The sequence below is a fragment of the Lawsonella sp. genome, assembly GCF_011525565.1.
GTDB classification, from domain to species: Bacteria; Actinomycetota; Actinomycetes; order Mycobacteriales; family Mycobacteriaceae; genus Lawsonella; species Lawsonella clevelandensis_A.
The window spans coordinates 27,299-41,867 of record NZ_WVRS01000011.1; the positions used below are offsets into that span (position 1 = coordinate 27,299).

General features: G+C 54.5%; 13 protein-coding genes. 2 read left to right on the forward strand and 11 right to left on the reverse strand.

The genetic code is table 11. The features are described from left to right. The first annotated feature begins 40 nt into the window (after nucleotides 1-40). A complete protein-coding gene (gene rsgA / locus QZV76_RS05670) occupies nucleotides 41-1,138 on the forward strand; it encodes a ribosome small subunit-dependent GTPase A (RefSeq protein ID WP_290598917.1) in 1,098 nt (365 codons plus the stop codon). Between the two features lie 45 nt (nucleotides 1,139-1,183). On the opposite strand, the gene QZV76_RS05675 is transcribed toward rsgA, so the two are convergent. Both QZV76_RS05675 and QZV76_RS05680 read right to left on the reverse strand, forming a co-directional pair. After that, nucleotides 1,184-1,714 (reverse strand): hypothetical protein, encoded by a 531-nt coding sequence (locus QZV76_RS05675; RefSeq protein WP_290598918.1) that lies wholly within the window; start codon nucleotides 1,712-1,714, stop codon nucleotides 1,184-1,186. Then, nucleotides 1,714-2,115: an HAD-IA family hydrolase gene (locus tag QZV76_RS05680; RefSeq protein WP_290598919.1), complete on the reverse strand. Its 402-nt coding sequence runs from the start codon at nucleotides 2,113-2,115 to the stop codon at nucleotides 1,714-1,716. Before QZV76_RS05680 ends, QZV76_RS05675 begins: the two co-directional genes overlap by 1 nt. 262 nt (nucleotides 2,116-2,377) lie before the next feature. Between QZV76_RS05680 and QZV76_RS05685 the strand changes: the two genes are divergently transcribed. After that, nucleotides 2,378-3,187, forward strand: a complete 810-nt coding sequence (locus tag QZV76_RS05685; RefSeq protein ID WP_290598921.1) for an Rv3235 family protein — start codon at nucleotides 2,378-2,380, stop codon at nucleotides 3,185-3,187. Nucleotides 3,188-3,332: 145 nt separating this feature from the next. On the opposite strand, the gene secA is transcribed toward QZV76_RS05685, so the two are convergent. The 9 genes from secA to manA all read right to left on the reverse strand — a co-directional run bounded on the left by secA (nucleotide 3,333) and on the right by manA (nucleotide 14,467). Continuing rightward, on the reverse strand, nucleotides 3,333-6,080 hold the full coding sequence (gene secA / locus QZV76_RS05690; protein WP_290598922.1) for a preprotein translocase subunit SecA: 2,748 nt from the start codon (nucleotides 6,078-6,080) through the stop codon (nucleotides 3,333-3,335). Between the two features lie 126 nt (nucleotides 6,081-6,206). Then, nucleotides 6,207-6,947 (reverse strand): ribosome-associated translation inhibitor RaiA, encoded by a 741-nt coding sequence (gene raiA / locus QZV76_RS05695; RefSeq protein ID WP_290598923.1) that lies wholly within the window; start codon nucleotides 6,945-6,947, stop codon nucleotides 6,207-6,209. 200 nt (nucleotides 6,948-7,147) lie between these two features. After that, entirely contained in the window at nucleotides 7,148-8,029 is an 882-nt protein-coding gene (locus QZV76_RS05700; RefSeq protein WP_290598924.1) for a hypothetical protein, read from the reverse strand. A 9-nt stretch (nucleotides 8,030-8,038) separates the two neighbouring features. Further along, entirely contained in the window at nucleotides 8,039-9,157 is a 1,119-nt protein-coding gene (locus QZV76_RS05705) for an LpqB family beta-propeller domain-containing protein (RefSeq protein WP_290598925.1), read from the reverse strand. 46 nt (nucleotides 9,158-9,203) lie between these two features. After that, on the reverse strand, nucleotides 9,204-9,734 hold the full coding sequence (locus QZV76_RS05710) for a hypothetical protein (RefSeq protein ID WP_290598926.1): 531 nt from the start codon (nucleotides 9,732-9,734) through the stop codon (nucleotides 9,204-9,206). Then, nucleotides 9,734-11,713, reverse strand: a complete 1,980-nt coding sequence (gene mtrB, locus QZV76_RS05715) for an MtrAB system histidine kinase MtrB (protein ID WP_290598927.1) — start codon at nucleotides 11,711-11,713, stop codon at nucleotides 9,734-9,736. Before mtrB ends, QZV76_RS05710 begins: the two co-directional genes overlap by 1 nt. A gap of 3 nt (nucleotides 11,714-11,716) precedes the next feature. Next, the gene (gene mtrA, locus QZV76_RS05720; RefSeq protein WP_290598928.1) at nucleotides 11,717-12,415 is read right to left on the reverse strand and encodes an MtrAB system response regulator MtrA; all 699 of its coding nucleotides are present in this window, start codon (nucleotides 12,413-12,415) and stop codon (nucleotides 11,717-11,719) included. Between the two features lie 9 nt (nucleotides 12,416-12,424). Next, nucleotides 12,425-13,162 carry a dTMP kinase gene (locus tag QZV76_RS05725; protein ID WP_290598930.1) on the reverse strand — a complete coding sequence of 246 codons (738 nt, stop codon included), beginning with the start codon at nucleotides 13,160-13,162 and terminating at the stop codon, nucleotides 12,425-12,427. 63 nt (nucleotides 13,163-13,225) lie between these two features. After that, nucleotides 13,226-14,467 carry a mannose-6-phosphate isomerase, class I gene (gene manA / locus QZV76_RS05730; protein ID WP_290598932.1) on the reverse strand — a complete coding sequence of 414 codons (1,242 nt, stop codon included), beginning with the start codon at nucleotides 14,465-14,467 and terminating at the stop codon, nucleotides 13,226-13,228. Nucleotides 14,468-14,569 lie beyond the last annotated feature (102 nt).

Sequence of the window (14,569 nt, forward strand, 5' to 3'; positions counted from 1 at the left end):
ACGGGCACACAGTAGCCAACGGCCAAACAGTTAGGGAGGTATGGCTCTGAGTACCCCACGCCGTGGGCGCAGCACTCGCGATTATGATGAGTCCGACGTCCACATTCGCCCCAAGCGCACCTCCCGACCGCGCACGAAAAAGCGCCCCAGCTACACTGACGCCGTCACCGCCCGCATTGTTACCATCGACCGCGGACGATGGTTGTGCGCACTCCTCGACGACGCCCCCCGCAACACCCATGACCCCGACGGGGAGCGCAGCCCAGCCGGCACCCGCGTCACCTGTATTCGTGCCCGCACACTTGGCCGTGAACGCATGGTGGTGGGCGATCTGGTGGACATTGTGGGGGACCTCTCCGGCAGCCCGGACGCCATTGCCCGCATTGTGCGCCTCCATGACCGCGACACGGTCCTCCGCCGCACCGCCGACGACACTGACCCCTATGAGCGCATCGTCGTCGCCAATGCTGACCAGCTCCTCATTGTTGTGGCAGCAACGAACCCACCCCCGCGTGAAGGATTCGTTGAGCGTGCCCTCATTGCCGCCTACGCGGCCGGTATCCGCCCCATTCTCTGCATGACAAAAAGCGACCTCGCTGACCCCACCGCTTTTCTCACCCAGTTCACCGGACTGGATCTTCCCGCAGTCGTCTGCGGAACAGGCGACCCCACCGACACCCTCCTCACCTATCTAAACGGACACGTTACCGCCCTTATCGGACACTCCGGGGTAGGTAAATCAACACTCGTCAACCGTCTAGTACCGGAAGCAGAACGCCCCACCGGAGACGTCTCCAAAGTAGGGAAAGGGCAACACACGTCCACTCAATCAATGGCGATGGAGCTACCCGGGGGCGGGTGGGTGATCGACTCCCCCGGTATTCGCTCTTTCGGCTTAGCGCACGTCACGGTAGAAACAGTGGTGGGGGCTTTTGACGATCTTTCCGCCCTGTCCGAGAATTGTCCGCGCGGCTGCACACACCGCGGCGAACCCTTCGACAAAGACTGCGCCTGGGATGAAGCCCTGGCCCGCGAGCCGGAGGATTCTCCCCTGGCGCGACGTATTCAGGCGGTACGGATGCTCCTTATTGCTCTGCACAGTAATGATGCTTGGAGTTTAGGTATAGACCAGGACTGACAAGACCACCACAGCTAGCCGAATTATCCGGGCTAGCCGAATGAGCTAGGCCAGTTCTGAGAGGTCCAGCAGGAAAGCTACCTCTTCCGGCGCATACCAGGCCAATTCAACATCTTCCGCATCTCCCACGGTAAGTTCCGCATCCTCATCCCCCAGGTCAGCCGCATCAATAACATTAAGTGCAGCAGTAACAGCGTCACCGGCCACATCAAGATCAACATGGACAGCAGCAACACAGCTAGCAGGTATTGTTTCCTCCGCTAGACGCACTACTGCACAGTCGAGATCAGGACGGCAAGTGACAGATTTATCGTCCACATCTGCGGAAATAACAACGCGTTTCCGTGACGCTGCCCCCGTGGGGAGAGGATCCCCCGCGGCACCCGTCAAAATACGAAGTGAGGCACGGGCCGCATCCAGGAAAGCAATATGTTCTAGTTGTTCGTCATCATCAGACACATACTGTTCCCGTAGCGTGGGGGTAAGAGCAAACGCAGTCCCGCCGCGGACAAGCACCGTCTCATCATCGACAAAGCGGTGGAGATCCGTCAGCATTGCCGGTATGTAGATGCGCATTAGTGCAGGTTAAAAAGGGGACGAAGTTGTGCTTCCGTGCGCTCATACGCTGTATGCAGCACGGCTATGAGGCCCGCTTGGACAGCCGCGTGAACATTCTCAATAGAATCATCCACGCACACACAGTCTTTGTGGTCCTCGCCCAGGGCACGCGCAGCCGCGTAGAACGCCTCAAAATCGGGTTTCTCAACACCGATCTCAGATGACAAGACGATCTCGTCAACGTAGCCGGTTTCTTTCCACCGGGCTAGGTCCGCTGGCACGTCAAAAGAATCACTGTTAGAAAGTATCGCAATGCCAATGCCATTCATACGAAGCTCTGAAAGGAGCAGCTTCCAGCTTTCCGCATCAGCAGTAGGACCTTCTAGAACACCTGCATAATCTATGATCAATCCGCGCATAGTCACCCTCCCAGTGTATACAACCGAGCCCCCATCCATAGAGTCTCTTATACGCAAAGACCCCATCTTCACAATTTTTCTTCCTTTTTAGCATTCGACGCTATCCTTCACACAACCCCTTTATACCCACTACAACCTGCATTTATAGCAGCACAGAAAACTCCGCCACCCCCTTTCCCAAAGAAATAGCCACAAAGTAGCTCCCCCACAAACACATCGCCTTTGCCATAATCACCGCAGTAACCTACGCAAAGGATTATCAGTGCCCAGTTCCCTCCACGACGCCAACACCGCAGCCTCTCCCCACCCCACAATGTCTGCCGCATCCACCGCGTCCACCACTAACGCGTCCACCACTAATTTTCGCTTTGCACACCCCTACACACAACAACCAACATGGGCCTGTAGCACCAGCAACGCTACTGTGGCGTCACCACACACCCCCACACCGGAAAATGCGCAGACAGACGTCAAAGATGCATCCACTACCCCACCCGTTGACGCATCCACCATCACCACTATGCTAAGCGGCAATACCCAAAATGACGCCACAGAGCTCTTCCGGCAAGCACTTAAACCCCAGGACTATCGCGCATCCAGTGCTTTCGTACAGCACGTTGTCCAGCAACTTTTAGAAACCGTTGATCGCCGCCGCCCCCTCAGCCATCTTCGTAGCTTTGTTACCCCAGAAATTCTGGATAATGTGGAGCACTTTTCCGCGGAGCGTAATCACGCTCTTATCACGCTGACGGGCCAATCACAGACAAACCCAGGAATACCCGCATTACAGCCCGCACCATTACGTCTCCTTCGCCTCCACCTACGAGCGCGACGGCTCAACCCACAGGAATCTGCGGAAGCGCGTGCACAGGAAAGACAATTACCCCCTGGATACCATGCTGCGCTTCGCCCCGGCCAACAGGCGAAACCCAGTAATGCAATTACAGCTGAAGCGGATCTGCGTGTAGAAATATGCGGAACATATCGGGACGGTAAGCGTGTGAAAGCATTCGCGGGAGCTGCAGAACGCCGCGAAAGCAAATGGAGATTGACAGCCTTCAACTTCATTTAGGCTGCACGTGAGCTTCTATGAGGCTGGTCAAAGAGTGGATTACCTCACATAAATACAATAAATACATAAGGTGGGAGATCGGCATGATGCTGATCTCCCACCTTTACGCTGGTTGTAACCCGTGGGTAACGGCGACTAGCACACGTTACTTTTGGCGAATATTACCCTTCTTGCGGGTAGCACGCTTGGCGGCACGACGCTGTGCACGTGACCGCGGCACAGGCTGCTGCTCCTCTTGGTTACTGGACAGATCCCCTTGTTCATTGGGTCCGGCCAGGCTCATGGCAGCGGCACGCAGAGCGGCTTTCGCTTCGCCTTTTGCACGAATTGTCTTCCGCAGGGCTTCTTCGTCAGCGCGACGCTGGGCGTCGGTACGATTGTCTGCCGGCTCCACACCCACCGAGAACAAGTAGGCGATAGACTCTTCTTTCAAGCCGTCCATCATGGTGTCGAACATTTCGTAACCTTCACGCTGGTATTCCGTCAGCGGGTCACGCTGCGCCATGGCACGGAGGCCAATGCCTTCCTTCAAGTAATCCATCTCGTAGAGGTGTTCACGCCACTTGCGGTCGAGGACCTGTAGGAGAACGGAACGCTCTACTTGCCGCATGGCATCGTCGCCGCCAATAGCCTCGATGGCTTCTTCGCGGGCCTCGTAGGCGGCACGTGCATCTGCACGGATAGCGAGCAGGAGTTCTTCGGCGGTAAGGTCTCCGGGCTGGCCATATTCATCGCCGTCAATAAGATCCTGGTAGTCAATACCCACAGGGTAAAGCTGGCGGAGTGCCGTCCATAGGGAATCAAGATCCCAGTCTTCCACGTACCCGTTCTCAGTGGCACCCTTGACGTAGGCTTCCAGAACTTCGTCGAGCATTGCTTCAACTTGTTCCTGTAAGTCTTCGCCTTCCAGAATGCGCTTGCGTTCGGCGTAGATAACTTGACGCTGTTTATTCTGCACATCGTCGTACTTCAGAACATTCTTACGAATTTCGAAGTTCTGGGACTCCACAGAAGTCTGTGCATTCTTAATAGCCTTCGTGACCATACGGGAGTCAATAGGCTGATTATCCGGTACCTGCAGGCGCTCCATGAGGGTTTCGACAGCGCGGCCATTAAAGCGGCGCATAAGATCGTCACCCAGGGAAAGGTAGAAACGAGTTTCGCCGGGGTCTCCCTGACGGCCAGAACGACCACGCAGCTGGTTATCAATACGACGAGATTCGTGACGCTCCGTACCAATAACGTACAGGCCGCCTACTTCGCGAACCTTCTCCGCTGCTTCTTCAGCTTTCTTACGCTGGTTGATAATCTCTTGTTCCCATGCCTGCTGATAGGCTTCTTCATCTTCAACGGGGTCTAGGCCACGTTTACGAAGAGCGGCGTCAGTAAGCACATCGGGGTTACCACCGAGCACGATGTCCGTACCACGACCAGCCATGTTCGTAGACACGGTGACGGCGCCAACACGGCCGGCGGAAGCAACGGTCAAGGCTTCTTCCGCGTTGCGCTTAGCGTTCAAAACATTGTGCTTAATGCCGCGCTTCTGCAGCAACTTGGAGAGATATTCGGAGCGTTCCACGGAAACGGTACCGACCAGCACCGGCTGGCCTTTTTCGTGGCGTTCCGCAATGTCGTCGGCGACAGCCTCAAACTTAGCTTCCTGCGTCTTGTAGATGAGGTCGCGTTGATCCTTACGGATAAGTGGCTTATTGGTGGGGATAGGTACCACGCCAAGTTTGTAGATTTGGTGCAGCTCGGCTGCTTCCGTTTCTGCAGTACCCGTCATACCGGCGAGTTTGTCGTACATACGGAAGTAGTTCTGCAGGGTGATGGTGGCGAGGGTCTGGTTTTCTGCCTTTACCTCTACCCCTTCTTTGGCCTCAATAGCCTGGTGCATGCCCTCGTTGTAGCGGCGTCCTGCCAGTGCACGGCCAGTGAATTCGTCAATAATAAGAACTTCACCGTCAACAACCATGTAGTCCTTATCGCGGGTGAAGAGTTCCTTCGCCTTGATGGAGTTGTTGAGGTAGGACACTAGGGGGGAGTTCGCAGATTCGTAGAGGTTATCGATGCCTAGTTGGTCTTCGACGAAAGCCACACCAGCTTCAGTGATACCGACGGTACGTTTCCGAATATCAACTTCGTAGTGTTTATCCTTCTCCATCATGGGAGCAAGGCGGGCAAATTCTTGATACCACTGGCTAGAGGAGTCGGAGGGGCCAGAAATAATAAGAGGAGTACGGGCTTCGTCAATGAGGATAGAGTCAACTTCGTCCACGATGGCGTAATGGTGTTCACGCTGCACCAGGTCATCAGTGGAGTGCGCCATATTGTCGCGCAGATAGTCGAAGCCAAACTCGTTGTTTGTGCCGTAGGTGATGTCGGCGTTGTATGCTTTGCGACGCTCCTCCGGCTCCATGTCGGAGAGAATGACACCCACCTCAAGGCCGAGGAAGCGGTGCACACGACCCATCCACTCGGCGTCACGTTTGGCGAGGTAATCGTTCACAGTAACAATGTGAACGCCCTTCCCCTCGAGGGCATTAAGGTAGGCGGGAAGCACACAGGTGAGGGTCTTACCTTCACCGGTCTTCATCTCCGCAACTTGACCCTCATGGAGGGCGGCACCACCCATAATCTGAACGGGGTAATGCTTCTGCCCAAGGACGCGCCAGGAAGCCTCACGAGCCACTGCGAATGCTTCTGGGAGCAGATCATCGACAGTTTCGCCGTCGGCGATGCGATCCTTGAATTCCTCGGTTTTGGCACGGAGTTGGTCATCCGTTAGGTCAGCGTAGTCGTCCTCCATGGACACGATATCGTCAGCGAGCTTACTCAGTCGCTTGACCACACGACCTTCACCAACACGGAGAATCTTCGACAAAACAGCCACAGTTATAACGTCCTCATGAATTGACAGTTTGACGGGTGTCTCGGTCCTGCTGCGTGAACAGAATAAAGACCGGCTGCACTGGTAAATACAGCCGGTCTCTATCTTACTGATTATTCGCGATTTACATTATTCGCCGAGGGTAATTAATCCATAATCATAGGCTCGACGGCGGTAAACCACGCACGGCTTATCAGTTTCAGAGTTGTGGAAGAGGAAGAAATCATGCCCCACTAGCTCCATTTGGTACAGGGCATCATCTACCGTCATGGGATCATCCGGGTGGACTTTGCGACGCACAATACGCCTGGGGAGATCATCCTCAACAAGATCCGCATAGGTATCTACCTCACCAAAGTCTGCTTCAGTAGCACGTGTAGCGGCATCTTTATTGTCAACTTTGATCGCCTTCACATCATCATCTACAAATGCTGCAGATGCCTCGTGCAAAGAAGTGGGAGTGCGGTGGCCAGACCGTGCAATGCGACGGCGTGCCTTCACCTTATGAAGGGAACGCTCAAGCTTGTCGCAGGCGGACTCGAGTGCCGCATAGAAGCTATCTTCCGCCGCTTCAGCACGCACGGGGGCGCCCTTGCGGTGGCCAGTAATCTCTATCCGGTCGCGAACGCGAGACTGACGCGGATTCTTTTCGTGACGAAGCTCTACCTCAAATCGCATAATGCTGGGATCGAGTCGTTCTAGGCGAGCCAGCTTGCTCTTAATGCGGCGAGCAAAATGCTCCGGCACTTCAACATTGCGCCCGTGAATAATAACTTGGGCGTTAGGAACGAGACCTTCGTCTTCCTCCGCCTCAGTGGGCAGTCCGAAGTGTTCTTGGTCGTCTTCCTGGATGGAATCACGCTTCGACATGACAAACCTCCTGTACGGGCCACCGCCCGCGGTCCGCTAACGGTTGCCGCTGTCCACGGTGGCGTCGGTGGTACTGAAGCTCCCGAGTACCTCTACAGAGCATCTCGGTCCCTTCACCTCCCAATGTAGCTGGGTTTGCAGAAGAGTTCTTTGGGTTGCCACAACTATTATTTAACTTCTTGTCGGTAGGTATGCGCCGCCTACGCCGCGCACAGAGTTAATGCACCTCGGAGGCGTAAACCACAGTTATGCAAGGCGAAAAAACACTCCGCTATAGTGGCACCAGTTGTTGTCACATCATCCACAAGCAGAATTTCCCAGCGAGATACTCTTTTTTGCGGTATTCCACTACTGCTAGAAATTGTTGGAGCAGACGTCATCTGGGGTGACGTTATAGTTTCTGCAAGGTGCTCCAACTGCTCTACTACCTGCGTATGACACGTAATAGTGCCCGCCAGATTGTCACGCCTTTGAGTGGCAGTAAGCCCCACGGCATCAGTATGCGGGGCAGCCTGGAGAACATCCGCCACAACTATCTCCCCTGATATGCCTCCCAACAGTGCGTCAAGCGAGGCAGTTTGCCCATCACACTGCCCACTCGGGTGTTTCCACTGAACAGGCTGAACAGACTGAATACCCTGAGAAAGCTGGTCATACTGTGCCCCCTGCAACGTATGGGCCATAGCCTCAGCTATTTCACGCACATGGTGGAATCCGCGTTCCCGTATAGAAAGGGCAGTAGACGGGGCCGGTACAAGTAGCCACGGCCTCTCCGCCGGGTGCAGAATCTCCCCCGCTGCAACTAACTGTGCCGCAGCATGCGCTAATGCTTGCCCGAATGGCTGTGCTAACGCTTGCCGTCGATCTTCCTTGAAAGCGACTATACCTGCGGCAACTGGACCGCTATAGGGTGAAATACTCCACACGGGGCAGGGAATAGCTACTCGCGGATGGATACGGCGCGGTGGACCAGCAAGATGTTTGTGACACTTTTCGCACCAGTCCACTCCTGGGGCACCGCAGCCAGCACACCGCACTGGCACAAGTAATTCGTGCAGCCCTTGGCCGGCAGAGAATGTCACGGCGTTCTATCAGCCTTCCAGTACTGGAATGGCGTGGGAGGAATTCACTAACGCTGGCACATCTTGCCAGAAGCCTTCCGACCCTTGCTCAAGCCGCATCACATCACGACTGTCCTGTACGTACACGCCACTGGGATTAGCGACAACAACCGACACGGGCGCAGTGACGTTACGGACTCCCAAGGGGGTGATGGAGGCACCGTCAACGGACATCATCAGTACTGGTTGATCTGTTAACGAACCGCCGACAATAAGTGTTGTCGCAGTTCGCCAGGCAAGTGATAGGACAACTTCATCCCCGGAAACATAGATACGCCGTGGATTCTTAAGCGCTACATCACCATTGCGGCCGTTATAGACGGTGGCAATAAAGAGTTTCCCTCCAGAGATGTAGGCCATGCGCACACCATCTGGAGAAATAGCAAGCGTACTGAAATCAGGTTTGTTACTTAGATCGTGTGTGTTCACGCGCGTCACAAGTGGGGGGCGCCCATTTTGCCATGTAATACGGTTAAGTTGCCCATCACCGGACACGATCCACATGTCTTGACCAGTGGGCTCCCAGGTAGGACGCGAGAAGCGACTGCCGCGCATCACAGAAACTAGTGGTCCTCCTACCGGACCCATCTTTACTTCTAGTGCAGTGTGCTGTTTATGGCGTACTTCTTCCACCACACCAATCATGCCGCCCCCACGCGAGAATGCCGCCGCATGAATACCCTGCGAGTGCCCCAGTGGCCCCTTGACGGGTTCCAAGTTGGAGGTCACTTTCATCAGTCCATCAGATGTGATGGCGTGCAGGTGCACGGGATTCTTATGGGTGGCGAACATGGGGTCATAGTGAATGACATCAGCTGGTGTCCACCCGTCACGATGGTTGGGGTCTAACGGACTACCGTTCACACTAATGTAGAACGGTCCATGAATACGGGCGCGTTCAAAAGTGAAAATAATCTGCGCAGCAAGCCGTTGACGTGCTGTTTCCGATGTGGAGTGATAGTTGGAGATCTCAACGTCAACTCCATTACCTTGAATTCCGGGAACTACGGAAATATGAACAGACGGCGATAATTCACTATTCACTACAGTGCGAAGCTGCGGTGACGGCTCCTGCACCAAAAGCTGCATGAGCATAGTTGGCAGTCGATTATTTTGCGCATATAGCCAGCGCGGATCAGGGAAAGAAGGCTTCTTTATCGACAAGAAGTTCATCGGGGAAACAGTCAATGAGCCATTGTCGATTGATACGACGCATCTTTACCTGAAATGTCGATGTAGAGATATGGGAGCGGAAGGACCCTTGTTTATCGACTTCTCCCATGGAGCGGGCACGCACCTGCATGACCAAACTATCAGTAGTAGGCGTAGCTATGGTGTTGACGTCCACACGATCGACCACTTTAAACGTCGTGTGGTTTTTCCACTCCTCGTTGCCTTTAGAGGTGAGGAAAAGACGCGCGGCAGCATGTTGATCAGTGGGGACTGCAGCTGCACGAATGAAATCTCGGAGGAGGAGATCCGGGGAGCGCCCAGGCTGCGGTTTGGGAGGATGGAAGGTAATGGGCATCCGCCGGAATTGCCCGAGCGATTGCGGCGGGGTGTCGGAGGGGATAGCGGTGCATGCGTTTAGCGATACTGTTCCGCCAAGGAGAAGAAGGGCACACAGCAGGGGAAGAAGCTTCGTGCGGTAGAAATGATTACTCATCAGTCATCATCCTCCGTACCACCAGTCATACTGCTAGTTGTACTGCCAGCCGTGCTGGCAGTGTAGTGAGACGAAGAGGAGGGGACATCGGCTGTTGTTACGGGTGCCTCTGCAACGCCTTGTAAGGGGCTTGCAGAAGGTGACGTAGTGGCAGAATCATCACCGGCAGATGCGTCAGTATCGCTATCCGCTTCCGATGTATCAGCCACAATACTCAAAGGAATTTCGCCTGTTGCCATAGGCTCTGTCACTTCCGTTTGGTCCCCCACAGGGAAACGCAGTGGCACTGGGGAACTAGTAAGAGGATGGCCAGCTTCACGGGGTAGCGTCAGCCGGAAACAAGAGCCTTCTCCGGGAACGCCCCAGGCTTCCAACCGTCCACCATGGAGTTCCGCATCCTGGGTTGCAATAGCTAGCCCTAGTCCGGTTCCACCAGATTGGCGGACACGTGATGGGTCGGCGCGCCAGAAACGATCAAAGACTTTTTTCGCTTCTCCTGGTTTGAGGCCAACACCATGATCACGCACAGAAATGCCGACTGTGTCTGTGCCGGCGCGCACCGTCAAAATAACGGGTTTTCCTTTGCTGTGATCATAGGCATTAGCGAGAAGATTACGGAGAATACGCTCCACTCGACGAGAATCCACTTCACACATGACGGGCTCATCCGGCATGTCTATCTCTGCGGAAACATCTGTAGAAGCAGCCACTCCAGACACTGAAGCCACTGCGGAGTAGACACACGTACGAATATCGATGCGTTCGGAATTGAGCTCGGCAACACCGGCATCGTGGCGGGAGATTTCCAACAAATCATTCAGGAGAGATTCAAACTTATCGAGTTCTTTCACCATCAATTGTGCCGCACGCGCAGTGCCCGGATCGAGGTCGTCTGCGTGGTCATAGATAATATCGGCGGCCATACGCACCGTTGTTAGCGGAGTGCGCAATTCGTGTGACACATCAGAGGTGAAGCGTTTTTGCGCGGATCCAAATTCCTCCAATTGAACAATTTGTTGCTGCAGCGACTCTGCCATCTCATTGAAGGATGTACCTAGGCGGGCGAAATCGTCTTCCCCTCGCACCTCCATACGCGCATCCAGATCGCCGGAGGCGAAACGCTGGGCGGCATTAGCAGCTTGCCGGATAGGACGCACCATCTGTCGTGACACAAAATAGGAGGCGAATCCCATGAGAACGACAATAAGCAGACCGCCCGAAAAGAGGGTGGTGTTAAAGAGGTTAAGAGTTTTCTCCTCCCCCGCCAGTGAATAAATGAGGTAAAGCTGGAGGTCTGGCATGTCTACATTGGTGGGGCTGCCAACAATGAGAACTTTGGTATCCCCCGCACCTAAATCCATGTGCGAGTACTGATATGAGACTTGGTTCGAACTAATAAAATTTGTTAGGGACGAGGGGATCGTGAGATTAGCGGGAGCAGAAACAGCATGATGCAACCCATCTGCCGGAACATAAAGGACGGGCACGAAAGAACCTGCATTCGCGGATAACTGCCCAGCTTGTGGACCTTGTGCGGTAAGAACTGCCAGGGCATTGGTCATGCGTGCTTCATCTGTAGCGGACCGGTCAGATCCGTTCAACTGAGCTTCCACAATGACACGCGCAGTATTAAGGTCCCGCTCCGCACCGGCTACTTTACTGTCGAGAATACGCTGAGCAATCTGCGCCGATAGACCGAAAAGAGTCAAGGTAAGAATAAGCGTAGCCAGCACAATAGTGGTGGTGACAGTTCGGAATTGGAGAGACTGCCGCCAGTGCTGTTTCACCCAACGAGAAATACGACGACCCCACCTCGGTAGAGTATGGGAAGACTGTTCCTGCGGTGTTTCATCACTGACGGTATCAGTGGCGTGAGAGCGTGTAGCCGAACCGTTCTCCCCCGTGCTGGACGCGGAAACCTCTGCGGGAGTGGAAGTTTTACCGCCGAGCTTGTGGGAGCGGTGGAAATGGTGCCGCATCGGTTAGTTTCCAGTACCAGCTTTATAGCCGATACCACGGACCGTCACAACAATTTTCGGATTTTCTGGGTCTTCCTCAATCTTGGACCGGAGTCGCTGTACGTGAACGTTAATAAGACGCGAATCGGCGGCATGATCGTATCCCCACACGTGTTCAAGGAGCGTCTCGCGGCTGAGAACACGACCCGGCTTAGATGCAAGTTCCTTCAATAAATTGAACTCTAGCGGGGTAAGGGAAACATATTTTCCATCACGCGTAACAGTATGCGCATCCACATTAATAGAAACATTGCCAATGGTCAGAACGTCGGAAGACTGCTCTTGATTATGACGGAGCCGCGCACGCACTCGTGCCACAAGTTCCTTTGGTTTGAAAGGTTTCGTCACATAGTCATCCGCGCCAGATTCAAGACCGAGAACAACATCAATGGTGTCCGTCTTAGCTGTCAGCATAATGATAGGGACTGCTGAGGAGCGGCGAATCTCTTTACAGACATCCACACCATTCATACCTGGCAGCATGAGGTCAAGGAGAATGAGATCGGGATTAATTTCCTGGTAAAGCCGCAGGGCTTCATTGCCGTCACCGACGATAGTGGTGGTAAAACCTTCGTTTTCCAACACAATACCGAGCATTTCGGCAAGAGCTTCATCGTCATCGACAATGAGAATATGCGCCATAGTGGCTCCTCCTGTACTCATGCAAGCCTCCTAACCACGATGGGGAGGCACTCCTATCTTAGCGGCAAGGATAGCGCGCGCCACGTCTTCCGGATTCACATCTGCGCTAACGGATAACCACGGTCCATACCAGTGAGCGTGCGCAAGATCGCGGTATGCGGAGGCCGTACGCTCCTGCAGGGAACTATCGTGTTCATACAAATCTCGACGACGGGCAGTGTCGGAGGCTTCCCGCTGTGCAGCCCGTTTCCTCGCTAAGGCGACAGGAACATCCAGAAGGATCGTTATGTCTGGAGCTGGCAGTTGGAATTGTCCATACTCCAACGCGGCAACCCATTCCACTACTCCCCCAGGCTGCTGAATAGACTCCCGCAAACGGGCAGCAGAATAGGCGGCATTAGACGCGACCCAGCGGTCCATCATAATAATGCGGGAAATTTCCTGCGAAGGCTCCGCTGTTTGTACTACCTGTGTGTCGGGGGCGGGCGTATCAACTAGGGCAGCCAATCCACCTCCTGGCTGTAGTGATTCCCGGCGATCTAGTGCGAAAAGAGTGGCCATGGCGTAGGCACTCTCCACTAGATCTCCCATTTCTCCGTGGAGAGCCGCTGCGGCAAGATCTGCATGTAATGTTCCATAACGTGGAAATGCTATGTGGGAGACGTGTTTCCCCGATGATTCCAGCAGAGCGGAGACTTTCCTGGTGAGAGTATTTTTTCCGGCACCATCAACACCCTCAACTGCGACAAGTAAAGCGTTGTGAAACATTCGTCTCCTCCCATTTCCTCTCGTCTTCCCTAGTATCTGCTACATATCTTCGACTGCACCGCTTTACGGTACCCGTGCAATAAACACGGTGGCGGAATTCTCCCCCGTCGCAATAGTGGGACGATCCTCCCACGCCCCTACCCAAGCAGCATGACCAGCAGATACGCTGAGTCCTTCCGGGCACTCGCGAGATGTAAGAGTGACAGTTCCCTCGGTGACAAGCACAATAAACGGCCCCTCGATACCCAGGTGGCTCTCCCTACAGGGGGCAAGATGAGAACGGCTGAGACGGAACTCGGGAACCGGGGTGAGGTATTCCACGGTCTCTATGCCCTCCGCCGGCACAATACCGTGGCTGGAGAGGACGACATTCTCTGCCGGTGCAATGGGGTCAAGCAGGGCATCGAACTGCACAACATGCATTAATTCGGGAACATCAATGTGCTTGGAGGTAAGCCCCCCACGGAGGACATTGTCGGAGTTGGCCATAATCTCCACGCCGACACCATGCAGGTAAGCATGCAACATGCCCGACTTCATAAAGATGGCTTCACCGGGTTCAAGGGTAATGCGATTAAGCAGCAGCGCGCAGAGTGCACCAGCATCATTACCGTATTCCGAGACGAGACCGAGGAACGTGACGGACTCATCAACCCATTCCCCATTAGCGGCAACAAGACGCTGTGCAGCCTCCTGCGTGGCAGTAATGCACTCCCGCAACTGGTCTGCCGTCAATGTGATGAGGGTGGTCATAACTGCGCGGATACCAGTAGCATCAGGTTCAGCACGCAGCATTTCAACATAAGGCTGCAGTTGGGGGACATTTAACGCGTCAAAAAGCTCAAGTGTGCGTTGTGGTTCACGGAAGCCGGCTAGTGCGTGGAATCGCGTCAGCCCAACAATAAGCTCCGGTTTATGGTTGGGATCGTGGTAATTCCGGTCTGGGGCATCTAACGGCACCCCTTGCGCATTCTCCCGCGCGTACCCTTCCTGTGCTTGCGCCAAACTGGGATGAGCCTGCAACGATAGTGGCTCTTCTGCCGCGAGCAGTTTAAGAAGGAACGGCAAATTGTCCGCAAACGTATGAGCGGTAGCCGAACCGAGCTCATGGGTAGGGTCAGCGGCAACGACATCACGCAGAGTACGGTCATTATCCGTGGCCAGCAGGGCCGGATCCCCGGAGTGGGTACCGAACCACATTTCTGCTTCCGGATGTTCTGTGGGGGTAGGAGCGCCACGCAATGCGGCAAGCTCTTGGTGGGAGCCCCAGGCATAGTTTCGGATAGCACCGTCAAGTAGGTACATTATTGCCTTTCCAGTGAGGTATATGGCTAGTCCGTCTGCTACTGACTGCTTCTGTACTAGCTATCAGTATGACGTCTGCCAGTTACGGCAACTGTTCTCGCC